At 39.0% G+C, this 26,113-nt stretch carries 19 protein-coding genes and 1 pseudogene; 15 read left to right on the top strand and 5 right to left on the bottom strand.

From position 1 onward, the window contains the following. Window positions 1-59 precede the first annotated feature (59 nt). The gene (gene nagZ / locus CL42_RS03520; protein WP_035265292.1) at window positions 60-1,079 is read left to right on the top strand and encodes a beta-N-acetylhexosaminidase; all 1,020 of its coding nucleotides are present in this window, start codon (window positions 60-62) and stop codon (window positions 1,077-1,079) included. Between the two features lie 70 nt (window positions 1,080-1,149). Then, window positions 1,150-1,995 carry a class I SAM-dependent methyltransferase gene (locus CL42_RS03515; protein WP_035265290.1) on the top strand — a complete coding sequence of 282 codons (846 nt, stop codon included), beginning with the start codon at window positions 1,150-1,152 and terminating at the stop codon, window positions 1,993-1,995. Between the two features lie 63 nt (window positions 1,996-2,058). Here the strand turns inward: CL42_RS03515 and CL42_RS03510 are convergent, their stop codons facing one another. After that, entirely contained in the window at window positions 2,059-3,381 is a 1,323-nt protein-coding gene (locus CL42_RS03510) for an alpha/beta fold hydrolase (protein WP_035265288.1), read from the bottom strand. Between the two features lie 287 nt (window positions 3,382-3,668). Between CL42_RS03510 and CL42_RS03505 the strand changes: the two genes are divergently transcribed. The 6 genes from CL42_RS03505 to CL42_RS03480 all read left to right on the top strand — a co-directional run bounded on the left by CL42_RS03505 (window position 3,669) and on the right by CL42_RS03480 (window position 11,905). After that, window positions 3,669-4,934 (top strand): glutamate-5-semialdehyde dehydrogenase, encoded by a 1,266-nt coding sequence (locus CL42_RS03505; protein WP_035265287.1) that lies wholly within the window; start codon window positions 3,669-3,671, stop codon window positions 4,932-4,934. A gap of 384 nt (window positions 4,935-5,318) precedes the next feature. Then, window positions 5,319-6,542 (top strand): acetate/propionate family kinase, encoded by a 1,224-nt coding sequence (locus CL42_RS03500; protein WP_035265285.1) that lies wholly within the window; start codon window positions 5,319-5,321, stop codon window positions 6,540-6,542. 56 nt (window positions 6,543-6,598) lie between these two features. After that, window positions 6,599-8,743 (top strand): phosphate acetyltransferase, encoded by a 2,145-nt coding sequence (gene pta, locus CL42_RS03495; RefSeq protein ID WP_035265282.1) that lies wholly within the window; start codon window positions 6,599-6,601, stop codon window positions 8,741-8,743. Between the two features lie 299 nt (window positions 8,744-9,042). After that, window positions 9,043-9,444, top strand: a complete 402-nt coding sequence (locus CL42_RS03490; protein WP_228133225.1) for a hypothetical protein — start codon at window positions 9,043-9,045, stop codon at window positions 9,442-9,444. A gap of 320 nt (window positions 9,445-9,764) precedes the next feature. Next, a complete protein-coding gene (locus CL42_RS03485; protein ID WP_035265279.1) occupies window positions 9,765-11,291 on the top strand; it encodes a fumarate hydratase in 1,527 nt (508 codons plus the stop codon). Window positions 11,292-11,362: 71 nt separating this feature from the next. Next, window positions 11,363-11,905, top strand: coding sequence for a DUF2059 domain-containing protein (locus tag CL42_RS03480; protein WP_035265277.1), 543 nt, complete (start codon window positions 11,363-11,365; stop codon window positions 11,903-11,905). A 27-nt stretch (window positions 11,906-11,932) separates the two neighbouring features. Here the strand turns inward: CL42_RS03480 and CL42_RS03475 are convergent, their stop codons facing one another. The 4 genes from CL42_RS03475 to tig all read right to left on the bottom strand — a co-directional run bounded on the left by CL42_RS03475 (window position 11,933) and on the right by tig (window position 16,304). Further along, the gene (locus tag CL42_RS03475; RefSeq protein WP_035265274.1) at window positions 11,933-12,685 is read right to left on the bottom strand and encodes a DUF2846 domain-containing protein; all 753 of its coding nucleotides are present in this window, start codon (window positions 12,683-12,685) and stop codon (window positions 11,933-11,935) included. Between the two features lie 138 nt (window positions 12,686-12,823). Next, complete coding sequence (clpX, locus tag CL42_RS03470; RefSeq protein ID WP_035265272.1) at window positions 12,824-14,134, bottom strand: ATP-dependent protease ATP-binding subunit ClpX; 1,311 nt, start codon at window positions 14,132-14,134, stop codon at window positions 12,824-12,826. A 33-nt stretch (window positions 14,135-14,167) separates the two neighbouring features. Further along, on the bottom strand, window positions 14,168-14,779 hold the full coding sequence (gene clpP / locus CL42_RS03465) for an ATP-dependent Clp endopeptidase proteolytic subunit ClpP (RefSeq protein WP_035265270.1): 612 nt from the start codon (window positions 14,777-14,779) through the stop codon (window positions 14,168-14,170). A gap of 193 nt (window positions 14,780-14,972) precedes the next feature. Further along, entirely contained in the window at window positions 14,973-16,304 is a 1,332-nt protein-coding gene (gene tig, locus CL42_RS03460) for a trigger factor (RefSeq protein ID WP_035265268.1), read from the bottom strand. Window positions 16,305-16,570: 266 nt separating this feature from the next. Between tig and CL42_RS03455 the strand changes: the two genes are divergently transcribed. The 7 genes and pseudogenes from CL42_RS03455 to CL42_RS03425 form a co-directional block, all read left to right on the top strand. Then, complete coding sequence (locus CL42_RS03455) at window positions 16,571-18,709, top strand: TonB-dependent receptor domain-containing protein (RefSeq protein WP_035265267.1); 2,139 nt, start codon at window positions 16,571-16,573, stop codon at window positions 18,707-18,709. A 276-nt stretch (window positions 18,710-18,985) separates the two neighbouring features. Continuing rightward, window positions 18,986-21,277 carry a TonB-dependent receptor gene (locus CL42_RS03450; protein ID WP_035265266.1) on the top strand — a complete coding sequence of 764 codons (2,292 nt, stop codon included), beginning with the start codon at window positions 18,986-18,988 and terminating at the stop codon, window positions 21,275-21,277. A gap of 64 nt (window positions 21,278-21,341) precedes the next feature. Beyond that, window positions 21,342-22,025, top strand: a complete 684-nt coding sequence (locus CL42_RS03445; protein ID WP_035265264.1) for a Fe2+-dependent dioxygenase — start codon at window positions 21,342-21,344, stop codon at window positions 22,023-22,025. A 316-nt stretch (window positions 22,026-22,341) separates the two neighbouring features. After that, window positions 22,342-24,039 carry a 2-isopropylmalate synthase gene (leuA, locus tag CL42_RS03440; RefSeq protein ID WP_035265262.1) on the top strand — a complete coding sequence of 566 codons (1,698 nt, stop codon included), beginning with the start codon at window positions 22,342-22,344 and terminating at the stop codon, window positions 24,037-24,039. A 101-nt stretch (window positions 24,040-24,140) separates the two neighbouring features. After that, window positions 24,141-25,301, top strand: coding sequence for a homoserine O-succinyltransferase MetX (gene metX / locus CL42_RS03435; protein ID WP_035265259.1), 1,161 nt, complete (start codon window positions 24,141-24,143; stop codon window positions 25,299-25,301). Then, window positions 25,301-25,894, top strand: coding sequence for a methionine biosynthesis protein MetW (gene metW / locus CL42_RS03430; protein WP_035265257.1), 594 nt, complete (start codon window positions 25,301-25,303; stop codon window positions 25,892-25,894). The genes metX and metW overlap by 1 nt, the downstream gene beginning before the upstream one ends. After that, a pseudogene (locus CL42_RS03425) lies at window positions 25,891-26,113 on the top strand (sel1 repeat family protein); the annotation flags it as partial. The gene metW and the pseudogene CL42_RS03425, both read left to right, overlap by 4 nt.

Here is a 26,113-nt window from a genome sequence, read left to right as displayed (position 1 = left end):
AATCATTGCAAAATTCGGGTATTGTTTTCTCTTTTAAAATTAGAATCACGGATTCCACTATGATTGGCGCATTGATGCTTGATATTGAGGGCACAACACTTAATCAAGAAGATATTCAACTCCTACAATCTCCACAAGTTGGTGGAGTCATTTTGTTTGGAAGAAATATTGAATCACCTCAACAAGTTCGCGCCTTAACGGATCATATGCGCCAAGTTCGTCCCGATATTTTAATTGCAGTCGATCAAGAAGGCGGACGCGTACAACGTTTAAAACAAGGCTTCACTCTCCTTCCTGCCATGGGACGTTTCGGTGAGCTCTATTTAAGTCAGCCAGAACGATCAATTGAATTGGCTGAACAATGCGGTTGGCTCATGGCTACCGAAGTTCTTGCAGTCGGGATCGATTTCAGCTTTGCACCTGTATTAGACCTTAACGACATCAGCGATGTTATTGGTGACCGTGCTTTTGCTAAAAATATCTCAGATATCATCCCTTTAGCCCAAGCCTTTATGCAAGGTATGAAACGCGCTGGTATGGCAACCACGGGGAAACACTTCCCTGGCCATGGCTCGGTTAAAGCAGATTCACATATTGCGGCAGCTGTGGATACACGAAGTTATGCTGAAATTGAAGCTCAAGATATGCAAAGCTTTATTCAACTCCAACCTCAACTTGACGCACTCATGCCAGCACATGTGATTTATGAAAAAGTAGATCCAAATCCTGCTGGTTTTTCTCAGTATTGGGTTCAAAAAGTACTTCGTGAAACACTTCAGTTTGACGGTGTCCTGTTTTCTGATGACTTAAGTATGCAAGCAGCTTGTGTTGCAGGTGGTGCAGATGCTCGCATCAAAGCCGCGCTTGAAGCTGGCTGTGATATGGGCTTAGTCTGCAATAATCGGGAATCTGCATGTGTCGCGCTCAGTGCCATAGAGAGTTATCCATTGCCGAACCAAGAACGCTTAGAGCGTATGCGCGGTAAGATTCAAGAGATTCGCATTGGTGAACAACTTGACTTAGGCAACGAATGGAAATCTGTCAAAAAGGTCATTGAAGATTTTAGACAATCATTTTAATAATACAGGGAGCATTCTAATGCTCCCTTTATCTTGACCAATCCAATAATAATCATAGCCAAGGATGTGTATGTCTCAATCAAAACAATCAAAGCACCGTCATATTTCGTTTACTGCTCACTACACTGGCTATATTTGGTACCAAATGGGTATCTCTCACGAAGCATTTGCGACTTCGAAAGGTAAAGCGTTGGTGCAATTCGCTCACCCTTTTGAAAGTATGGCTGAGAAGTTTATCGGTGGAAGTATGCGTTCAACCCTGAAGACACGACATACATTATTAGACGATCACTTAAAATTATTAATCAAACAATATCCAAACCTGCAAATTTTAGAAATTGCAGCGGGACTTTCACCTCGTGGTTGGTGGTTTAGATCCCATTATCCCGAAATAGATTATCGCGAATTAGATTTACCAGACATGGCTACCACAAAACAATCCGCTTTGAATAAAATCGATCCCGAAAGCCCTAAAGTTTTATCAGCAGACTTATTCACGGATGATTTCAAAACAGCTTTTGACGAATTCGACCCAACACGACCGCTAGTGATTATCAGTGAAGGATTAATCAATTATTTTAATCAAGATTTACTCAAACAATTGCTGAATTCGATTGTGCGTTTTGGTCAACCATTCCAAACGCTTCATTATTTAACTGACCTTTATCCCGAGCCTGTGCAACATAAACTGGCTAACTTAATTTGGTCGAGCAGCAAATTACTCAAATACGCTTCAAGAAGTGCATTTACCTTCCACTTTAAAGACCCTTTAGAGGTACAGCACTTTTTTAAACTGTCAGGTTTTACTGAAGTTGAAGTCATTCAACCTCAACTGTATTTTGAAAAAAAGAATCAAAATATGGATACAGATCAGCATCTTGGTGATCTAGTATGGATGATTCATGCAATAAAATAATGATTCGTTCGTAGCAATATTACGAAGTATCTATTTTTTGATTCAAATGAATTCAATGACAGCCTAATCCACGCTGTCATTGTGTTTATGGGTATCTATAAATTGAAGTAAGCGATCAGCTACTTCAAAATAACCATGCTTGAATAATGCTCTTACTTCATTTCCAATAAAATCGAACATTAAACATTCGACAGCAAAATGTCCTTGCTCATCCTCAAATTCAATTGCAAAACTTCGAGCATTTGCCTGTAATACTTCAACTTGAGATGGGTCATCCAAAAAGAATGATACACCAAAGTAATTCAGGTCTTTAATTTCAACTTCAAAACGTTGTGCATTTGTTTGATGAATTAAAACAGAATGTGCATTTTTAAGGGCAAATCGAACTTCTCCTCTACGATCCAAAGATTGCATTTGGTCTTTATCTAAATAAATGATCCCATCTAGATTATGAATCGATTCGCCTTTTAAGAAACTGGTAAAAAGATTCATGGTTTCTTTTCGGCGTTGCAGTTGAGGCACATGATCCGCATTTGCAATCATTGCAAACTCAACATCAGGACATTGCAAGGCAAAATTCGCATTCTCAAATGGCAAAGTAAAACTATCGAATTGACCACATGCTACCAATGTTTTACACATCGGTATTGGAACATGGGAAAGACGCAATAAACGATTACAGTTGATTTCATATCGCTCACGCTCAGCGATATCAAACTCAGACATCTGCTTATAAAAAAGTCGTTTAGCTGTTGGAGACATACGCGTTTGATCTAATTTTGCATGATTCACCAAGTACAAAATGACAGCCTGACCAAACTCATCCATACGTTGCTCTTGCATCAATATTAATGACTCTTCAAGCAACATACGCCAGCTTTTACGCGTCTTCTGCATGACGCCCATCAGAATCAATCGATCTACCAGTTCTGGGCGATAATGAGCAAAACAGGAAGCAACCACAGAGCCTAATGACATCCCCATGACAGAGACTTTCTTAATCTCCACCAAATCCAACCATTGACCTAACATTTTTGAAAGCTCTGGTAGCTCTAGAGTACCAGCAGAAATTCCAGTATCACGATTGTGGATTTGTTGATTTGAACCTAAAGATGGTAAGTCGATTAAAATAACAGGTCCTTTCTCGAAGAGCTGTTCAACGCAATATTTATATGAATTAAAATTTTGAAATGCGCCTCCGACAATCAGCGTTGGCGTCTGGTACAGTGTTTCTGGCGATGCGATCGCCATATATTCAATTTTCCAGCCATCAATCCATGTGGTTCGTGGCGGCTCTTTAAAACTATTTTTATGGTACAGATCAAAAAAATGAGTGCTGTCTTCAGCTGAATAATCTTCAAGCTCCATTTTTATCATGGAATTCATTCCCTTATCTCCATTTGGCTTTATTGTTTTGTTTTCACAGCCGTTAATTTGATCATACTCTCAATTCGTTATGATTATGCAACATAATTAACATTCATTTCATTTTATACAGATGCATGAAATCTGCGCAATGCAAGAATTCACCTTTTATCTTTTTTAACTGCCGTTAGGTTCTAAAAATAGTTACAAGTTTTATCAACTTAGCTTTTTTCGCTGATAAACATAGATTGTTGTCATCTGCGCTGCTACTATTTGAATGAGATTTTAAAATGATCAGTTAAACTGCTATGCAAGACTCCATCGAACAGTACATGCAAGTCGTCGGTCAGAATGCGCGTGAAGCTTCACGCTTTTTGGCTGGCTCTTCGACTTTTGAACGAAATAATGCTTTGACGGCAATCCATACCGCTTTGGAAGACCATCAAGCTCAAATTCTAGCTGCGAATAAACTAGACATGACTCGTGGTCATGAAAACAATTTAGACAGCGCATTACTCGATCGTTTGGAACTTACACCCACACGCTTCAGTGGAATGTTACAAGGTCTTAAAGATGTCATCAGTTTAATTGATCCCATTGGTGAAATTACTGACCTAGCTTATCGCCCGTCTGGTATTCAGCTTGGAAAAATGCGAGTGCCTTTAGGTGTCGTAGGTATGATTTATGAATCACGTCCTAACGTCACTCTAGAAGCAGCCTCTTTAGCGATTAAGTCTGGCAATGCCATCATTCTTCGCGGTGGTTCAGAGGCATTAGAGTCAAACAAAGCCATTGCTACCGCAATTCAAAAAGGTTTAGAGCAAGCTGGTGTACCAGTTAACGCAGTCCAAGTTGTCAATACAGCAGATCGTGCTGCAGTTGGGCAATTGATTACCCTCTCTGAGTATGTTGACGTTATTGTTCCACGTGGTGGCAAAGGCTTAATTGAACGTATTACACGTGAAGCGACTATTCCTGTAATCAAACATCTTGATGGTAACTGTCACGTCTTCGTTGAGGCCCAAGCAGATCTACAAAAAGCATTGCCAATTGCGTTAAATGCAAAAACTCATCGCTATGGCGTATGTAATGCCATGGAAACGCTGCTGGTTGATGAAAAAGTTGCTGATGACTTTCTGCCTCGCATTGCTGAACTTTATGCTGAAAAACAAGTTGAGTTGCGTGGTTGCTTGAAAGTCAAAGCAATTTTAGGTGAACAGATTAAAACTGCGACCGAAGAAGACTGGTATGAGGAATATCTAGGACCTATTTTAGCGGTTAAAGTGGTCAGTGGCGTTGAAGAAGCAATTTTGCATATCAATAAATACGGATCGCATCACACTGATTCGATTATTACTGAAAACTTTAGCACGGCCCGAAAATTCCTTACTCGCGTCGATTCAAGTTCGGTCATGGTTAATGCCTCTACTCGTTTTGCTGATGGTTTTGAATATGGTTTAGGTGCTGAAATCGGCATTTCAACAGATAAAATTCATGCCAGAGGTCCAGTCGGATTAGAAGGACTCACCTCACAAAAATGGATTGTTTTAGGCGATGGCCAAATCCGTCAATAAATCTAACTTAAAAAAACAAAGCCCTTTGAGTAAAGGGCTTTGTTTTTGAGTGATTCAACTCTTCATAACGAAATAAAAAACGTATAAATTAAATCAATTACAAACCAGAAGTGGTATATAAAAAATACAATACATGCTATGTTTTACGCATACAATTTAATTAAAACATAACCATCATTTATTTAATAAATGAATAAAGAAAGACTATAAATTTTAATTATTATCGCCTTAGTGGTCGATAGTGCTTAAGTCTAATCACCTAAAGTCTATCTAGGACAATAAAAAAACGCATGATACAAATGCTTCACGATCAAGAAATAACATTTTTTGTTCATTTGGAAGAAAACAAACGAAATATTAAAATTGCCAGTAAAGGAACACACCATGCCTCATTCAGTTCTTATCATCAATTGCGGTTCTTCTTCGATCAAGTTTGCATTATTACTTAAAGATCAAGATTTCCGAATTCATGGTCTTGCTGAAAACTTAGGTACGCCAGAAGCGCGCATCAAAGGCGTGACTGTAGGCAACGAACCAGTTGATATTCGTATTCCAAATGCAGACCATAAAGAAGCACTTGAAGTTGGATTATCTCGCTTAGCGAATCACAAGCCTGATGCCATTGGTCATCGTATTGTACATGGTGGTTCTTTAACTCAAGCAGAGTTAATCACCGATGAAATTATTGAAAAAATCCGTGAAGCAACACCTTTAGCTCCATTACATAATCCTGCACATCTCGTTGGGATCGAAGCGACTAAACGTTTGTTCCCAGACTTACCGCAGGTTGCAGTGTTTGATACAGCGTTCCATCAAACAATGCCAGCGCATGCCTATCGTTATGCGGTACCAAAATTTTTATACACTGAACATAATGTTCGCCGCTATGGATTCCACGGTACGAGCCATGCCTATGTATCAGATCGTGGTTCTGAGCTTGCTGGTAGTTTCCGTGAAGGTGGTTGGCTCACCGCTCATTTAGGCAATGGTAGTTCTACTTGTGCAATTTGGAATGGTAAAAGTGTTGATACCTCTATGGGATTAACGCCACTCGAAGGTTTAGTGATGGGTACCCGTAGTGGTGATGTAGACCCAAGTTTACATAATTTTTTAGCCAAAAACCTAGGATGGGACATTTACAAAATTGACAGAATGCTCAATAGCCAATCTGGTTTATTAGGACTTTCAAACCTGTCAAACGATATGCGAACACTTATCGAAGCTTCAGAAGAAGGCAATGAAGATGCTGCACTTGCTATTGAAGTATTCTGCTATCGTCTTGCTAAATCATTAGCAGCACTTAGCTGTGGTTTACCTCGTCTTGATGGCTTATTCTTCACAGGTGGTATTGGTGAAAACTCAGCATTTATTCGTGAAAAAACATTATCTTATTTGCCACATTTTGGTTTTAACTTTAGTAAAGAAAAAAATGACCAATTAGCTCGCGGTACAGAAGGTCGCATTGATAATGGTACTGGTCCGCAAATTTGGGTCATTCCTACAGATGAAGAAGGACGTATTGCACAAGAAACAGAACATGTGGTGAATCAAATCGGAGATGTGAATTCATCTGAAAAAAAGTCTGAACTTGAAACCACGACTGCTTAAGTAGTCGCCCACGCAGACATATTTATTTTTTATTTTTAGATATAGATTTTGATGATATGAAAACAATTGTACTTGTTCCAACTGGTGAAGGTGTAGGTCTGACATCAGCGTGTTTAGGCTTAATTTATGCACTTGAGTGTCAAGGTGTAAAAGCTGGTTTTGTGAAGCCATTTTCACAAGAAGTACATGCTGAAAATTTCGATCGCACCACAGCGTTATTCCGCCATGTTTCTCAGAACGAAACAGTTGAACCAATCTCATATCAAAATGTAGTTCAGCAATTAAATGCTGGTGAAAGTGATGAGTTATTAGAAGAAGCTGTTCGTCTACATCGTCAAATTGCTAAAAAACATGATCTTATTATTGTGGAAGGGTTAGTTCCAAACAGTCGTGATAGTTTTGCATCTGAACTGAATGCTCAACTTGCTCAAGCACTAGATGCGAAAGTCATCATTGTGAGCAATGCTGATATCAAACAACCAGCCTATACAGCAGAAAAAGTAGAAACCCAATTACGTAATTTTGGTGGAGCAAACAGCAACCGAACAGCTGGTGTGCTGTTCATGCGAACCAAAGGTCTGTCCGAGGAGTCTGCACAGATTCCAGTGACCATTGATCCAAGTCTGCGTCTGACACAAGAGACTCAACAATTTGTTGGGGAAATTCAAAAAACACATCCACTGATTGGTTCCGAACAACTTCCTGTTATTGCATTAGTACCATTTAGTAATACTTTAAGTGTGCCGCGAATGTCTGATATCGCGCAACATATTCAAGCAGAATGGATTAACTTAGGTGAGGCTGCACAACGACGTGTTCTGCATAGTAGCCTGATCGCTTCAAATATCGAGCGCGAACTGCACAAATTCACGGCAGGCGAACTGATTATTAGCGCATCAGATCGTATTGATGTCTTACTTGCAAGTAGTTTAGCAAGCAGCAATGGTATCCCTCTTGCTGGTTTAGTATTGACTGAACATTATGCACCTAATCAACAAGTACTGGCTTTCTGCCAAGCAGCAATAAAACAGGGCTTACCTATTTTACACACACCATTGAGTACCTTTGAAACGGCAACCCAACTGGCTAATTTAAGCAATGAAATTCCTGTAGATGATACAGCTCGCGCTGAACAAGTCACTCGATTTGTATCTAGCCATATTGATGCGGATTGGGTAACGCAGTTGCTGAATGGCTCATACCAACCACGACTTTCCCCATCTGCATTCCGTCATGAGCTGGTACAAAAATCAATTACAGCGAAGAAAAGAATTGTTCTTCCTGAAGGTGATGAACCTCGTACGATTCAAGCAGCCGCGATCTGCCAATCACGTGGTATTGCTCAATGTATCTTACTGGCAAAACCAGAAGCAGTTTTAGATGTAGCCAAAGCTCGAGGGATTGAATTACCTGATGATTTAGAAATCATTGATCCAGACCTCATTCGCGACAACTATATTGCGCAAATGGTAGAGTTGCGTAAAGGCAAGTTAAATGAACTGCAAGCGAAAGAACAGTTACAAGATACAGTGGTTCTTGGAACGATGATGTTAGCACTAGATCAAGTGGATGGATTAGTTTCAGGTGCAGTTCATACCACAGCCAATACAGTTCGCCCTGCATTTCAGTTGATTAAAACGGCACCTGATTACTCTTTAGTTTCGTCTGTTTTCTTTATGTTATTACCAGATGAAGTGTATGTTTATGGTGACTGTGCAATCAATCCAGATCCTAATGCAGAGCAACTTGCTGAAATCGCGATTCAATCTGCCGATTCAGCCAAAGCGTTTGGTATTGATCCACGTATTGCCATGATTTCATATTCAACTGGTACATCTGGCACAGGTGCTGATGTTGAAAAAGTTGCTGAAGCAACACGCATCGCAAAAGAACGTCGTCCAGATTTATTGATCGATGGCCCCCTTCAATATGATGCTGCATCTGTCGAAAGTGTGGGACGTTCTAAGGCTCCTGACTCTCAAGTGGCTGGACGTGCCAATGTCTTTATTTTCCCAGATCTTAATACAGGTAATACCACCTATAAAGCTGTTCAACGCTCTGCAAACGTTGTAAGTGTTGGACCAATGTTGCAAGGTTTAAATAAGCCGGTCAACGACTTATCTCGAGGAGCTTTGGTCGATGACATTGTATTCACCATTGCATTGACTGCCATTCAAGCAGATCAACAATTGGCATCTTAAGCTTCTAACAATTGATGTCTCCGCGTTACCTACCCTTTCGAAAGATGGGGTGGTTTTTTATTTTGAGACATCAATAAAATCAAATAGATTTGTTTTTTCTGTATATTAAATGATAGTCATATGCCCTTAACATTGAAAAGTCATTCAGAAATATTTAAACAAATCTTTGAAATCGCAAATCAATTTAACAAAGATCAGGAAAACTATTTACTTGCTTATTCTTATTTTTTGAACTTTTTCAAAAGTAGCGAAACCCTAACTTTAGATGACATTGTGATCGGGATCAGCTTCACCTATTCATGGATGCCTACGATTTAAAAAAAATTGATTTAACTTCAGCAGATGATCTAATCCTTATTTTGAATAAATTCAAACAGGGTCATCGCATCACAGTTGAAGAGCTTAAAATTCTCAAAAGTGCGTTCAATAATTCACTGGTGAGCGTATCTAAACTATTGCACTTTATTCACCCCAAACAATATGCAATTTGGGATAGCCGAGTATTCAGATTTTTAAGCGAGAGTAAGCCCCATCATCAAATTTTTAAACAACCAGAAACGTATTTAGCATATTTGACACTTCTTGATCAGTTGAAAAATGAGATGATGTTTGAAAAATTTTACTACTTAATGCAAAACAAAGTCGGGTATCAGATTTCTGAATATCGTGCTTTAGAACTTGCCTTCTTTAAAGGTGGATAAATGAAGAGGTAAATTAACTTGATAGGTCGATGATTTTTAGACACCTCTACACAAAAAAGCGAATATAAAGCTTACAACTCGATCTTATTGTAGAGCATAGATAGCAGCTACAGTAATACCCCCAAAATACCAACAGTGGAAGCAAATAGCCCAATCTGGAAAGTTCACTCCAGATATGATGAATATATCAAGCAAAACCTTTAGAACAGCCCACCTTTCTCGTAAACTTTCGGTCAAATCCTCAGCAAAACAGCCACAACTTAATCATTTTGTCTTATAATTTAGCCCGCTAGCTATCAGCCCGCTCAAGAGATATTTGTATGACAACTATTATCAAGCAAGACGACTTGATCACATCCGTTAAAGATGCGCTTCAGTTCATTTCTTACTATCATCCACAAGACTTCATCCAAGCAATGAGTCGTGCGTATGACCGTGAAGAAAACAAAGCTGCCAAAGATGCGATCGCACAAATCTTAATCAATTCACGTATGTGTGCCGAAGGTCACCGTCCGATCTGTCAAGATACTGGTATCGTCAACGTATTCGTTGAAGTGGGCATGGACGTTAAATTTGATTTAACAATGAGCTTAGACGACGCGATTAACGAAGGTGTTCGCCAAGGTTACTTAGAAAACTCTAACGTACTTCGTGCATCTGTACTTGCTGATCCTGCTTTTGGCCGTAAGAATACGAAAGACAACACCCCTGCTGTGATCTACCATAAACTTGTTCCAGGTAACAAAGTAGATATCACTGTTGCAGCAAAAGGCGGTGGTTCAGAAAATAAATCTAAACTTGCAATGTTAAACCCATCTGATTCAATCGTGGACTGGGTACTGAAAACTGTACCAACCATGGGTGCAGGCTGGTGTCCTCCTGGTATGCTCGGTATTGGTATCGGTGGTACAGCTGAAAAAGCCATGATGCTTGCTAAAGAAGCATTGATGGAAGAGATCAACATGGACGAGCTTCTTCGTCGTGGTCCACAAAATAAACTTGAAGAACTTCGTATCGAAATCTTCGAGAAAGTAAACGCGCTGGGTATTGGTGCACAAGGTCTTGGCGGTTTAACGACTGTTCTAGACATCAAAATTAAAGACTACCCTTGTCACGCTGCGGGTAAACCAGTCGGTATGATCCCGAACTGTGCTGCGACTCGTCACGCACACTTCACACTAGACGGTACAGGTGTTGCGAATATTATTGCACCTAAACTTGAAGACTATCCTGAAGTCACTTGGGACTCATCTTCTTCTAAACGTGTTGACTTAGATAACATCACACAAGAAGAAATGAACTCTTGGAAACCAGGTGATACGCTTCTTCTTAACGGTACAATCTATACAGGTCGTGACGCTGCGCACAAACGTATGGTTGATATGTTAAACAACGGTGAAGAGCTTCCTGTAGACCTTAAAGGTAAGTTCATTTACTACGTTGGTCCTGTTGATCCAGTGGGTGACGAAGTTGTAGGTCCTGCAGGTCCAACAACTGCAACACGTATGGATAAGTTCACACGTCAAGTTTTAGAAGCAACTGGTCTTTTCGGTATGATCGGTAAAGCGGACCGCGGTCCTGCTGCGATTGAAGCAATCAAAGACAATAAAGCAACTTACCTCATGGCTGTAGGCGGTGCTGCATATCTCGTATCTAAAGCAATTCGTGAAGCGGAAGTTGTCGCTTTTGAAGATTTAGGTATGGAAGCAATCTATAAGTTCGTGGTTAAAGATATGCCTGTATCTGTTGCAGTAGACGTTAACGGCACATCAGTTCACGCAACTGCACCAAAAATTTGGCAGGCTAAAATTGGTAAAATTCCAGTTGTAGATGCAGCTGCACAATAAATAATATTCGACTTGTCTCAAGTTCAAAAAGCACTCTATCATTAGGGTGCTTTTTTATACCGAGAATACTCATGAAAATTTTAAGAACATTATTTTTGAGCGGATGCATGATCTGCTCACCTGCGGTTATGGCAGCTCAAGCGACTGATCAACAAATCGAAAAACTCATACAAGTATTGAATTTAGATCAGCTCTTACAAAGTACGCTTAAACAAATCCGACCTCAAATTGATCAACAGGCCTATAGCATTGTTCAAAATATTGTTAAGGCCGAAAAATTAACACCACAACAACAAGTTATTGCCAATGAACTGGCTGATAAAATTCACCAAGAAAATATTAAGCAAACTTCTTGGGAAAAACTTAAACCGATCTATCTCAAAATTTATAAAGATGTCTATGATGCCCAAGAAGTTCAAGCCCAGATCGACTTTTATTCCTCTCCAACAGGTCAATCCATTTTAAATAAAGGTCCACTTGTTGCTCAAGAATCCATGAAAATCCTGAATCAACAACTTGCAGGCTCTTTACAATCTACAGAAAAGAATTTTGCTGAAGTCCAAAAGAAATTAGAACAACTACAAAAACAAAGTATTCATACTGACTCGAAATAAGCTAAAAACCATTATGCTGAATCAGAGTTACCATGTGCGTGGATCATATATCTTAAAAGGTTCTGTTAAGCGCACATCATCACTGGCTTTATATTCTTTATTTTTAATTTTTTCTTTTGATTTTTGCAATGTTCCGTTCGGTTGAATAACGGCAACATAGTTAAGCCCAGGCGTTTTCAACTGAGTCATGCCAATTTCTCTTAATGCCTGTTTTGTTGGCATTTGCATCAATGGTCCAACTCTGAGGAGATCTTCACTACCATTTGGTCCACCTCGAAACTGTTCTTCTTCATATTTTAAGAAATACTGCTGCCCCGCTTTAACACTAAAACTTGCAACCAAAGGTTTTTGAAAATGCATCACAGTTAAAGGTCGACTGATACTAAGTTGATAATCCCCTTCAGCCAGCTCTATCCAATAATAATGATTGCTGATTAAACTCGGAATGCGCTTACCATTTAGAAAAAAACTCGGTGCAATAATTTCCTGACGATTCCACTTACTATCAGGACGGTACAGATACAACACTGCGGCTTGCTGATGTTGAGGTTTTACACGGCTGAAAAACTGTCCTGGTTTTTGATTTACCCATGAGCCCAGATCAAATCCTGCAACTTTATATTGAGCTAGCTTCTGAGATACAAAAGTTTTTTTCTCACTAAAATCTACCGGTTTTAACGTTGAAACCACATGAGTTTGATTATTTTCGTTAAGCCCTTTATGTGTCTGACATGCCACAAGAAACAGACTCAAAGCACACACTGCTACGGTTGATCGCATGATTATCCCTCATCACGAATACTTTTTATTCTATGTCATATTTTTGTTATCGTTAGATTATCATCTCAATCCGAGATTAAAAACAAAAAACGCGCAAAAAGTGGGACTTTTTACGCGTTTCAGATGAATTACAATCAATTAAGCAGATTTAGTATCTAAAATCTTTAAATCGACCTTTTCTTCAACTTGTTGTTCTTGTTTAGGTTGGCGCTCAGTTCGATATTCTGGTTCAGCATTTTCATTGATCACAGCTTCATTGATCACAACAGTACCAATATCAGAGCGACTTGGTAAATCGTACATCGTATCGAGTAAGACGTTTTCAAGAATTGAACGTAAACCACGTGCACCTGTATTACGCTCAAGTGCTTTTTTCGCAACAGCTCGCAATGCTGAATCTTCAAATAATAGATCAACATCTTCCATTTCGAACAAGTATTGATACTGACGCGTTAATGCATTTTTTGGTTCAGTCAAAATTTGCATTAATGCTTCTTCGTCCAATTCTTCGAGCGTTGCAATCACTGGCAGACGACCAATGAATTCAGGGATTAAACCAAATTTCACAAGATCGGCAGCTTCTACCTGACTAAATAATTCAGATAACTTCTTAGAGTCATCTTTAGTCTTCACGTCAGCAGTGAAACCAATTCCACCTTTTTCTTGACGCTGTTGCACGACACGCTCCAAACCAGAGAATGCACCACCGCAGATGAACAGGATATTAGACGTATCAATTTGAATGAACTCTTGCTGTGGATGCTTACGACCACCTTGAGGTGGAATTGAAGCTACCGTGCCTTCGATCATTTTTAAAAGCGCTTGTTGAACACCTTCACCTGAAACATCACGTGTTATTGAAGGATTTTCAGACTTACGGGTAATCTTATCGATCTCGTCGATATAAATGATACCCTTCTGTGCTTTCTCAACATCGTAATCTGCTTTTTGTAGCAATTTTTGAACGATATTCTCAACATCTTCACCAACATAACCAGCTTCAGTTAATGTCGTTGCATCAGCCATCGCAAATGGCACATCCAATAAGCGCGCTAAAGTTTGCGCCAACAAAGTCTTACCCGAACCTGTTGGTCCTATGAGTAAGATATTGCTTTTAGCAAGTTCTACACGATCTTCTGACTTTGCAGTTGATTGAGTCACTTTAAGACGTTTATAGTGGTTATATACCGCAACAGAGAGCGTTTTTTTCGCAGTGTCTTGACCAATCACATATTGATCTAAAGCTGCACGAATTTCATGCGGCTTAGGTAATGGACGAGTTGCCCATTCACCAGTTTCGACTTGCTGGCTCGTCTGAACTAAATCTAAGCATACATCTACACATTCATTACAAATGTAAGCGTCCTCGCCTGCAATGAGTTTACCCACTTCAGACTGCGTTTTACCGCAAAATGAACAATGCTTTTGTCCTTGAGGATTTTCAGACATCTTCACTCCAAATAAATTTCTATGCTTTACAGCTTAAAGTTGCGGACGTTTCGTTAAAACTTCATCGACCAAACCATATTCTTTTGCAGCTTGAGCGGTCATAAAGTTATCACGGTCTGTATCACGTGCAACAGTTTCATAATCTTGGCCACTGTGTTCAGCCATTAGACGGTTCAAACGCTCTTTAATAAATAGAATTTCACGTGCATGAATTTCAATATCTGAAGCTTGACCACGGAAACCACCCAATGGTTGGTGAATCATAACACGAGCGTTTTCTAAGCAGTAACGTTTACCCTTAGCACCAGCATTCAATAAAAAAGCGCCCATTGAGGCTGCTTGGCCCATACAATATGTCACGACATCTGGTTTGATGAATTGCATCGTATCGTAAATTGCCATACCCGCAGTCACTGAACCACCAGGTGAGTTAATGTACAAATGAATATCTTTTTCTGGGTTCTCAGCTTCTAAGAACAACATTTGCGCAACGATTAAGTTCGCCATATTGTCTTCAACTTCACCCGTTAAGAAAATTACACGTTCGCGTAAAAGACGCGAGAAAATATCAAAAGAACGCTCACCACGAGATGATTGCTCTACGACAACTGGAACCAAAGCATTATCAATTGTTGGAACATACATACGTTATTTATTCCTGAATTTTTTGTCACTCAATACATTTTCACAATATGAGGGATAATTGTCGAAAATGCAAAATATTCACCATTAAATATCAGATATTTTTTAATTAGGCTTTGTGAATACAGGACAAGTTGATCCATATTTTTTTACAAGAAAAAAGGCGCGTTAAGCGCCTCTTCCTTCGGATAACCGATTAGCCTTGTTGACGAGCTTGTTGCTCTTTCAACAATTCTTCATAGCTAACAGCTTTATCAGTTACTTTAGCAGACGCTAAGATGTGATCTACAACTTGGTCTTCTAAAACAACAGCTTCGATTTGTGCACGTTGTTGCTTATCATTTTTGAAGTATTCAATAACTTCTGTAGGATCTTCATAAGAAGTCGCCATATCTTCGATATAAGCTTCTACACGTGCTTGATCAACTTCGATTTTTGCTTCAGCAAGAATACTGCTCACCAAAACACCTAATTTTACTGATTTTTCAGCTTGCTCTTTGAATAATTCATCTGGAAGCATGCTTGAATCAAATGCTTTAGCGCCTTGAGCACCAAACTGTTGAGTAAACTGTTGGATCATTTGTTGACGTTGACGGTCAATTTCTTGAGACAACATAGATGCAGGTACTTCGATTTCATTTGCAGCTACAAGCGCATCAAAAGTTGCACCTTTCACTTGATTGCGAAGACCGTTTTTCACTTCACGTTCCATATTTTTGCGAACGTCAGCTTTTAACTTGTCAACACCTTCTTCTTCAGTTAAACCAAAGATTTTTAGGAATTCAGCATCTACGTCAGGAAGCTTTTGTTTTTCAACAAGCTTAACTGTGATTTTGAATTGAGCTGATTTACCTGCAAGGTTTTCTGCTTGGTAATCTTCAGGGAAAGTTACATCAATTACTTTCTCTTCGCCTTTCTTCATACCAACGATACCGTCTTCGAAGCCAGGGATCATACGACCAGAACCTAATACAAGTTTGAAGTCTTCAGCAGAACCACCTTCAAATTTTTCGCCGTCAATAGAACCTTCGAAATCAAAAGTAACTTGCATGTCTTTTTTAGCCATGCCTTTTGTTTCAGTCCAAGTCGCGCGTTGCTTTTGAAGATTTTCGATCATTTGATCTACATCTTTATCATTTACTTCAGTAGATTTACGTTCAACTTCTAAACCGTCAAACTTAACTGAAACTTCTGGGTAAACTTCAACAGTTGCTTCATAAACTAAAGCATCTTCTTTGTTTTCAACTTTTTCAATGTTAGGCATGCCTACAGCATTGATTTTCTCTTGTTGAATTGCTTCGAATACTGTGTCACGAATAACATCATTTACCACTTCTTGGTAAATGCTCGCGCCGTATTCACGACGAACAACATTTAAAGGCACTTTACCTGGACGGAAGCCGTTGATCTTAACTGTTTTAGCAGTACGTTTTAAACGAGCTTCGAATTGCTCATTAACACGGCTCGTCGGTACAGATACATTTAAACGACGGGCTACGCCCGAAACCGCTTCAGAAGTTACTTGCATGGCTTCCTCGATATAGAAATAGTAATTGCAATTTTTTAAAGTGCCACATTATATGACAACAATCAAAGATATACAAAATACCTTTTTCAAACCATCTTTTTTATGAACCTGAGAATATTTTTTTGCTCACAAGGTTTGACCATATTCAATTCATCTTTCTTAATTATTGTTTGTTTTTTATTGCAAATGATAAAGTTTATCATTAATATTTGCATCAAATTTGATCATGCCCTCAAGCATCACTCATACCAGCGGAAGAACATAATATGAGTAAGTTTAAGCTTCAACCTCTTACAGTTGCATTATTCGCTTTGTCTAGCGGTGTAACATTTGCAAATACCACAAATGAAAGTAGTGCTCATCAACTTTCGACAATTGTCGTTTCTGCTGCGGGTTTTGAGCAGGATATTAAAAATGCACCTGCATCTATTAGTGTTGTAACTAAAGAAGATATTGAAAAGAAAAATGCGACAAGCATCGCTGATCTTTTATCAGATGTCCCTGGTATTGATATTCGTTCTGGAGTTGGGAAAACATCTGGCCTTAACGTTAAGATGCGTGGTCTTGGTAATGACTATAGCTTAGTTCTTATTGATGGACGCCGTCAAACAACCTCATCAGATGTAACACCTAATGGCTTTGGTGAAACCTCTAATAGTTTTTTACCGCCTCTAGCCGCTATTGAGCGAATTGAAGTTATCCGTGGACCAATGGCTACTCGCTATGGTTCAGAAGCAATGGGTGGTGTGATCAATATCATTACTAAAAAAGTTGCAGATCAGTGGTCAGCAAATGTCACAACGAGTGGCAACATTATGGAAAGTAATGCTGAAGCAGACTCTTGGAAATCTAGTTTTGTGATTAATGGTCCACTTATTAATGACCGCTTAGGTTTACAATTAAGAGGTAGCTATTTGGATCGTCAACGTTCTGAACGTATTGTTGAGGGTTCGACTAGCCGTGATCCACGCCCAAGTAAAGCAGATAATTATGATTATGGTGCAAAATTAGACTTTAAATTAGATGAACAAAATGCTTTATGGATCGATGGTTTTTATTCTAGCCAACGCTATGACAACACAGATCAACGTTTAGGAAACTTTATTTCTCGTGGTGGTATCGCAGGCTATAACGATGAGCTTGAGTTCAATCGAACTCAATTTGCACTTGGTCATGATGGTAACTATGATTTTGGTTTGTGGAAAACTTATCTAAGCCATAACACAACAGAGACCCAAGGTCGCACCATTCCAACAGATGCATTCCCAGAGTTAGCAGGTCAAGCTCGAAAACTCGAAAATAAAGATCTTGTGATTGACTCTCATATTGTTGCACCAATCAAAAGTCATAAATTGACAGTTGGTACTGAATACAAAGATACAACCATTGCAGATGATATTGCAGGTATAGGAAAAGAATTTACACAGGATACTTGGTCTCTCTACGCTGAAGATGAATGGCAACTCAAAGACAACTTATTTTTCACATTCGGTGGTCGCTTCGAAGATCATAGCGGATTTGGTGGACAATTTAGTCCGCGGGCTTATTTAGTTTGGAACACCAATGATGCACTAACGATCAAAGGTGGCGTAAGTACAGGTTATAAAACACCATCCGCTAAGGATCTTTACGACGGAATCAATGGTTATAGTGGTCAAGGTGCTACACCGAGTCTTGGAAATCCAGATTTAGATCCTGAAACATCAATCAACTATGAGCTTGGATTTAATTATCAACCTTCTGATAATTTTAACCTTACAGCAACTGCATTCTTCAACGTTGTTGAAGACAAGATCGTTTCTAGAACGTTCAGTTGTAACACCAATGATTGCTCTAATCTTAGTGATAAAGCAACTTCTTATAGCAAGAGTTTCAACACGGATGAAGCAGAAATTTATGGTTTAGAGACATCCCTAAATTATCAAATTATTCCAGAATGGAGCTTAAAAGCGGCTTACACCTATACCGATTCAGAAATAACTAAAGGTCAAGACAAAGGATATGCTTTAGAGTCTACTGCGAAACATTTAGCTAGCCTAACATCTACTTGGCACATTAATGACTCTTTAGACCTATGGTTACAACATGAATATCAATCTGGTCGTCCTCGATTTACTAGTGAACCTACAGACGCTGGCTCAATTAGTATTTTGGAACAAACCAATAACGAATTTTCTGGTTATAATTTATTTAATCTTGGTGCAAGTTATCAACTGAACGATAAAATTCGTATTAATGCTGCAGTAAACAATCTATTGGATAAAGACTTTACTCAAAATATGGAATATGTAGATATTAACGGCGATCTTCAACAAGCTTATAAATATCTTTCAATTGGACGTAGCTCTGAAGGCACATATTTAGCTGGTCGTAACTACTGGTTATCTATTTCATATGATTTCTAATTCTAGGTAGATTCTCTCTAGCAAAACCCTGCGCTAGCAGGGTTTTTTATTTTAATAAAATTCCCTATTAAAAATAGCCATACAAAAATGTAGAAACTTTAATTTTTCCAATATTATTTAAATTCATTTACTTATATACATAATATTACATTATTACATTTAAGCTTCCGTTATTTAGTTTGACTTAAATCGCAAATATCAATTTTAAGATCCGTTAAAGCTAAAAAAGAATCATTATTATTCTCAACCTGAAAACAAATTCATATCAGGTTAAACATGGCCTTTATCACAACACGTAAAAAAATCGTTTCATCTGCTATAGCAACGTCATTGGCTGTTATTTCAGGTCAAACTTTTGCACAAGAAGATACAGCGCATTTAGAAACAATTAAATCAGAGGCTCAATCAGAGCAGTCATTTAAAGTCGACAAATCCTCAAACGCTAAATACGTTGCTCCCCTACTAGATACTCCCAAATCAATCTCTGTTATTTCTCAAAAACAGATACAAGATACTCAAGTGACTACGCTGTCTGATGCTTTAAGAACTGTTCCAGGAATTACACTTGGTGCGGGCGAAGGTGGCAACCCAAATGGTGACCGTCCATTTATCCGTGGTTATAACTCTGAAAGTTCAATGTACGTTGACGGTGTAAGAAACTCTACTTCTCAAAACCGTGAAATGTTTGCTGTCGAACAGGTTGAAGTCACCAAAGGCTCCGCCTCTACTTTAGGTGGTGGAGGTTCTACGGGTGGTAGTATTAACCTAATTTCCAAATTAGCCAAATCTGGAGATGCTTTCCAAGGCTCTGTTGCTGGCGGTACTGATGCTTATGCACGTATCACATTAGATGCAAATAAAGATTTTGGGAATGGTATTGCGACTCGTGTCGTGGCAATGGGTCACCAGAATGAAAAAGCGGGACAACATAATGGCGCTGAATATGAACGTGCTGGTATTGCACCAAGTATTAGCTTTGGGTTAGACACGCCCACTCGAGCGACACTAGCCTACTACTACCTAAAGTCTGATGATAAGCCAGATTCAGGTATTCCATATAAATACGACACTGACAGAAAAGCGACCGTCGGCTCACCCGTTGATGTTCAACAGGGTACATACTACGGTTGGTTAAATCGTGATTTTCAAAAGCAAGAAAATCAAAGTGGGACCCTTAAGCTAGAGCACGATTTTAGCGAAAATCTAAGCTTGACGAATACTGCTGTCTATAGCAAATCAAAAAATAATTACTTATGGACTCAACCAGATGACAGTCAGGGCAACGTCGCAAATGGAAAAGTTTGGCGTCGTCTAAATACCAACCTAACAAACACTGACAGTTTTACAGATCAACTCGCATTAACAGGTAAATTCCAAACAGGCATCATAAAACATAATTTCAATTTGGGTGCTGAATACAGTAAACAAGATTCTGAACGCGGCACAAACATTGTAACCGACCCTAATACCACGTTAATAGGCGGTAGTGGTGCTAATAATGCATGCTCATTAAATATTTCAAATGGTTGGTGTACTGATCTTTATAACCCCAATTCGAATGATGCTTGGCTAGGTAAAGTTCAAGCGAATCCAAATGTCATGAAGATTAAATCTGAAACACAATCAGTATATGCCCTAAATAATATTGAGCTTAATCCTCAGTGGCTCCTTGACCTTGGTATTCGCTGGGATGAATTCGAAACTGAAATGAAATACAATCAAGATACTGGTTCAGGCACTTCAGCAATTCAAGCAGGAACAAAATATAATTCAAAACACGATTTCTTCAATTATCAAGCTGGATTAACCTTTAAACCAAGAGAAAATGGATCAATTTATGCAAGCTATGCGACTTCAGCTAATCCCGTTGGAATCGATGCTGGTAATGGTTCAGAAGGGTTAAGTGTCCCAGGACGAAATACGACTGATGCACAAGCAAGAGCAATTAACAACCTCAAACCTGAAGAAGTCAAAACCTATGAAATCGGAACCAAATGGGACCTTTTGAATAACAGAATTAATCTCACAGCTGCTATTTTCCGTACAGAAAAAGAAAATACTCGCGCTTTAGATAGTGATGGATTTACAAGAAATATTGGTGAGACACGTGTTGATGGCGTTGAATTAGGCTTAAACGGCAATATCACAAATAAATGGGCTTTATCTGCAGGATACACATATTTAGATAGTGAAATTGTTGATGCAGGTTATGTCAAAAATAGCGATGAAAGTTATTCGGCTAGCCCAACTAATGGTAACCAAGTCCAAAATGTCGCAAAACACTCTGCCACTTTGTGGACAACTTACCAAGTTCTCCCTAAATTACAATTAGGTGCTGGTGTTTTAGCTATGGATCGAGTGTATGGAGATGCTGCAAATACCAAATTTGTACCAGGCTATGTTCGTTATGACGCCATGGCTCGCTATCAAGTAAATTCAGATGTTGATCTTCAATTGAACGTCAATAATCTCTCAGATACACGTTATTTCACGAAAGCTTATGCTTCGCATTATGCAACTGAAGCTGAAGGTCGAAATGCTGTATTGTCTTTAAATTTCAAGTTTTAATTTCATTTCAGCATAGCTCTATACAAGCTATGCTTTTCATCACCTAAAGCAGTGAGTGATCGTAGTGATTCATCATATTCCAAATATTCTAAGCCCCGAACAAGTTCGATATTTTCGTGAAGAAATGTCTAAAGTAGATTGGGTCAATGGAAAGGTAACAGCTGGAACACTCTCTGCAACAGTGAAACATAATCAGCAACTTTCCAATGATCATCCCCTGACCAAACATCTAGGTGATATTATTTTAGAATCCCTAGGTCAACATCCTTTATTCTTATCAGCAGCAATTCCACTAGATATCATTCCCCCTCTGTTTAATCGCTATGAACAGCATCAATCATTCGGTTTTCATGTCGACAATTCGATTCGCAGAGTTCAAGGCTCACAAGAACGCTTGAGAACAGATTTATCTTGTACCTTATTCTTGAGTGATCCGCACGAATATGACGGCGGTGAATTAGTCATTGAAGATACTTATGGATATCACGAAGTCAAACTCCCTGCAGGAGATTTGATACTTTATCCATCTACTAGCTTACATGAGGTCACTTCTATCCAATCGGGTTGTCGCTTGGCATCATTTTTTTGGGTACAAAGTATGATTCGAGATGATTCAAATCGACATATGTTATTTACTTTAGATCAATCTATTCAGCAACTTCGTATGGCATTAGGAGATCAACATGAGCAAGTCATCAAACTCACGAACCTCTATCACAATTTAATTCGAAAATGGGCAGAACTCTAATTTATTTTTCATCGTTAATTTTTATAATGAAAAATTTTATTAAAAAAAATATATTGTGAAAAAAAATTTCATATTCATCATACTTTGATCTAAATCAGGGAATAATTCTCTTGAAGATCGCACTATAATAAAAGAAAGAATTTACAAGCACTGTGACGGTATAGCTAAGCTCTATATATTCAAAAGATTTTTAGAGAATTCAGCAAAATGATGCAGTAAGCCACTTGTAAATTGATAGAATAGACACAATCGATATAAATAGCGCAGTGCCTTTACACAAGACCCAAGCATGTTGTGCTATGAAAGGAGTTATCTCATGATGTTGGCTGATCCAAGCAAAAAATACCGTCGCATGTACCAACGTGTAGACTTACCTGACCGTCAATGGCCAAATAACGAAATTAATAAAGCGCCTATCTGGATGAGCACCGACCTTCGTGACGGTAACCAAGCTATTTTCGAACCAATGAACATTGAACAAAAGTTCAAGATGTTCCAAATGTTGGTGAAAATTGGTTTCAAACATATTGAAATTGGCTTTCCATCTGCCTCACAGATTGATTTTGACTTTACCCGTAAATTAATCGAAGAAAATCATATTCCAGATGATGTCTATATCGAAGTATTAGTTCAAGCTCGTGATCACTTGATTCAACGTACATTTGAATCATTACAAGGTGCAAAACGTGCAATTGTGCATATCTATAACTCAAACTCACCAACATTCCGTCAAAAAGTATTGAATGTTGATGTAGCGGGTGCGAAAGCCTTAGCGGTGAATGCGGCTCAAAAAGTGAAAGAATATGCAGCACAATATCCTGAAACTGAATGGGTGTTCCAATACTCTCCTGAATGCTTTACCGCAACTGAATTAGAAGTTGCAAAAGATGTCTGTGATGCAGTCACTGAAATTTGGGATGCTCGCCCAGATAATAAAGTTATCTTGAATCTACCCGCGACTGTTGAAGTTTCTGGGCCTCATGTTTACGCTGACCAAGTTGAATGGATGCATCGCAACTTACAACGCCGCGATGGTGTCATTATTTCTGTACACTGTCACAATGACCGTGGATGCGGTATTGCAGCATCCGAGTTAGCGATCATGGCTGGTGCTGATCGTGTGGAAGGTTGTGTATTTGGTAATGGTGAACGTACAGGTAACGTTGACGTTGCAGCGATTGCATTAAATATGTATACCCAAGGTGTCGCTCCAAATCTAGATTTTTCAAATATTAATGAAATCATTTCTACTATTGAAGAATGTACAGGTATACCCGTTCATCCACGTCATCCATATGCGGGTGATTTAGTATTTACTGCATTTTCTGGCTCACACCAAGATGCGATTAAAAAAGGCTTTGAGTTCCAGAAAAACGAAGAAATTTGGGACATGCCTTACTTACCAATTGATCCTAAAGATTTGGGACGTGATTATGACGCAGTCATTCGTGTCAATTCACAATCAGGTAAAGGTGGTATCGCATACTTGTTAGAGTCGAACTACAACGTCGTATTACCACGTCGCTTACAAATTGAGTTCTCGCAAGTCGTGCAACAGGTAGCTGACGAAGAAGGCGTAGAAGTTTCTGCTGAGCAAATTTGGAGTTTATTCCAAAGTACATATGTAAATCAGAAAGATAAACATTATGTCGCGAAAAACTATCGATTATCTGATGAAAATGGCAATCAAGTCATTGAATTAGATATTGAAGTCGGTGGTCAAGTTCAACATCTACGTGGTGAAGGCAACGGACCAATCTCTGCAATTTTAGATGCTTTACAGTTGCCAATCGATGTTGTGAACTATGAAGAACGTAGCATTGGTTCTGGTGCAAATGCTAAAGCGTTGGCACTAATTGAACTTCAAGTCAAAGGTACAGGTAAATCAGCATTCGGTGCTGGTGTACATGACAACATCGTGACTTCATCTATTGAAGGAATTATTGCATGTACAAATCGTTTAATTGATCAAGGTGTTTTGAGCACAGATCAAGTGATCGCTGCGGCAGTATAAATATTAGCAATAATATTTAGCACGAAAATGACTTTAGAAGGATACCCTCAAGTGGTATCCTTTTATTTATTCATACTTAAGATTTTAGGCGAATTTATCCTGTGTCTTTTCCAGCTGACTCAGTGGGCATTGTTGTTCCACAAAAGTTCCAATTTGAAGAACCACTCGCATTAGAATGTGGCCGCGTTTTACCACGTTTCGAATTGATGGTCGAAACTTATGGCACACTCAATGCAGATAAATCTAATGCAATTTTGATCTGCCATGCGCTTTCTGGTCATCATCATGCTGCTGGTTATCACCATGAAGATGATAAAAAAGCAGGTTGGTGGGATGCTTGTATTGGGCCAGGCAAAGCAATTGATACCAATACATTTTTTGTGGTGGCATTAAACAATATTGGTGGTTGTAACGGATCAACAGGACCAACCTCCCCAAATCCTGAAAATGAAAATCGTCCTTATGGTCCAGATTTTCCATTAGTGACCGTGCGCGATTGGGTTAAAACTCAAGCAATGCTGTCTGATCGTCTTGGTATCACTGTTTGGCACTCTATTATTGGTGGCTCTTTGGGAGGCATGCAGGCACTTCAGTGGTCTGTAGATTATCCTGACCGATTAAATAACTGTGTCATTATTGCCAGTGCGCCTAAACTTTCAGCGCAAAATATCGCATTTAATGAGGTCGCGCGCCAATCCATTTTGTCCGATCCTGATTTTCATCATGGTCGCTATTTAGAAAAAGATAGCTATCCTAAACGTGGTCTTATTCTAGCGCGGATGGTAGGTCACATTACTTACCTTTCTGAAGAAGCCATGAAACAAAAATTTGGTCGTGATTTAAAATCTGGCAAATTCATGTATGGTTTCGATGTTGAATTCCAAGTTGAAAGTTATCTTCGTTATCAAGGTGAACAATTTAGTCGTAACTTTGATGCGAATACCTACTTGATCATGACTAAAGCTTTGGATTACTTCGATCCTTCTCGTGAGTATGAACAATCTTTAGTTAAAGCAATGTCGAATACAAAATGTAAATTCCTTGTGATTTCATTTACTACGGATTGGAGATTCTCTCCTTCCCGATCTGTTGAGATTGTGGATGCATTGATTACCAATCATAAGCCTGTGAGCTATGTTGATATTGATGCAGAACAAGGTCATGACTCGTTCTTGTTCCCTATCCCTTTATATGTCAAAACTTTAAGGGCTTTCTTAGGTGGTGTAGACCATCTTGCTTCAACCCCTAAGGAGACCGTGTAATGCGTATCGATCAGAAGCTTGCAGAAAAATGGATTAAACCTGATTCAAGCGTTTTAGATCTTGGTTGTGGCGATGGTGAATTACTGGCTCATATGAGCAAAAAGCACAACATTCGTGCATACGGATTAGAAATCGATCAAGAAAAGATTGCAATTGCAGTCAGTCGAGGGTTAAATATCATCCAACAAGACTTGAACCTCGGTTTGGGACGCTTTGCAGACCAGTCATTTGACTATGTTGTCATGGCACAAGCTTTGCAAGCTGTAGATGCACCTGATGTGCTTTTGCGCGATATGGTGCGTGTTGGGAAACAAGCAATTATTACTTTTCCTAACTTTGCACACTGGAAAACACGCTCTTTCCTTGCTTTAAAAGGGAAAATGCCTGTTTCGGATGCCTTACCCTATATGTGGTATAACACTCCAAATATCCATCTGTGCACGTTTAAGGATTTCGAAGCACTTTGTGCTGAGAATCAAATTAAAATTATTGACCGTTTAGCCGTGAATGGGAATCAACAAGGGAGTTTGCTCAGCAAGCATATCCCGAACTTGTTTGGCGAGGTCGCGATTTATCGAGTGAGCGCTCTATGAAAAAGTTATTCTTAGGTACTTCATTATTTCTAGGGTTGTTGAGTTTCCAAGTTCATGCAGATTATGTACCTCAACAACCATCAACTTCTGCACTGGCTGCACAGTATTCACGTATGCCTGTATCTGAGCTGCAAAAAGCTGCTCGAGCAGGTCAACCGGCTGCCCAGTTTTATCTGGCAACACATTATCAACATGGTAAAGATGTTGCTAAAGACCTAA

Source organism: Acinetobacter sp. Ver3 (assembly GCF_000632455.1).
Classification (GTDB): domain Bacteria; phylum Pseudomonadota; class Gammaproteobacteria; order Pseudomonadales; family Moraxellaceae; genus Acinetobacter.
The sequence above is the reverse complement of the archived record's forward strand: the minus strand, read 5'-3'. Positions and strand labels throughout refer to the sequence as shown.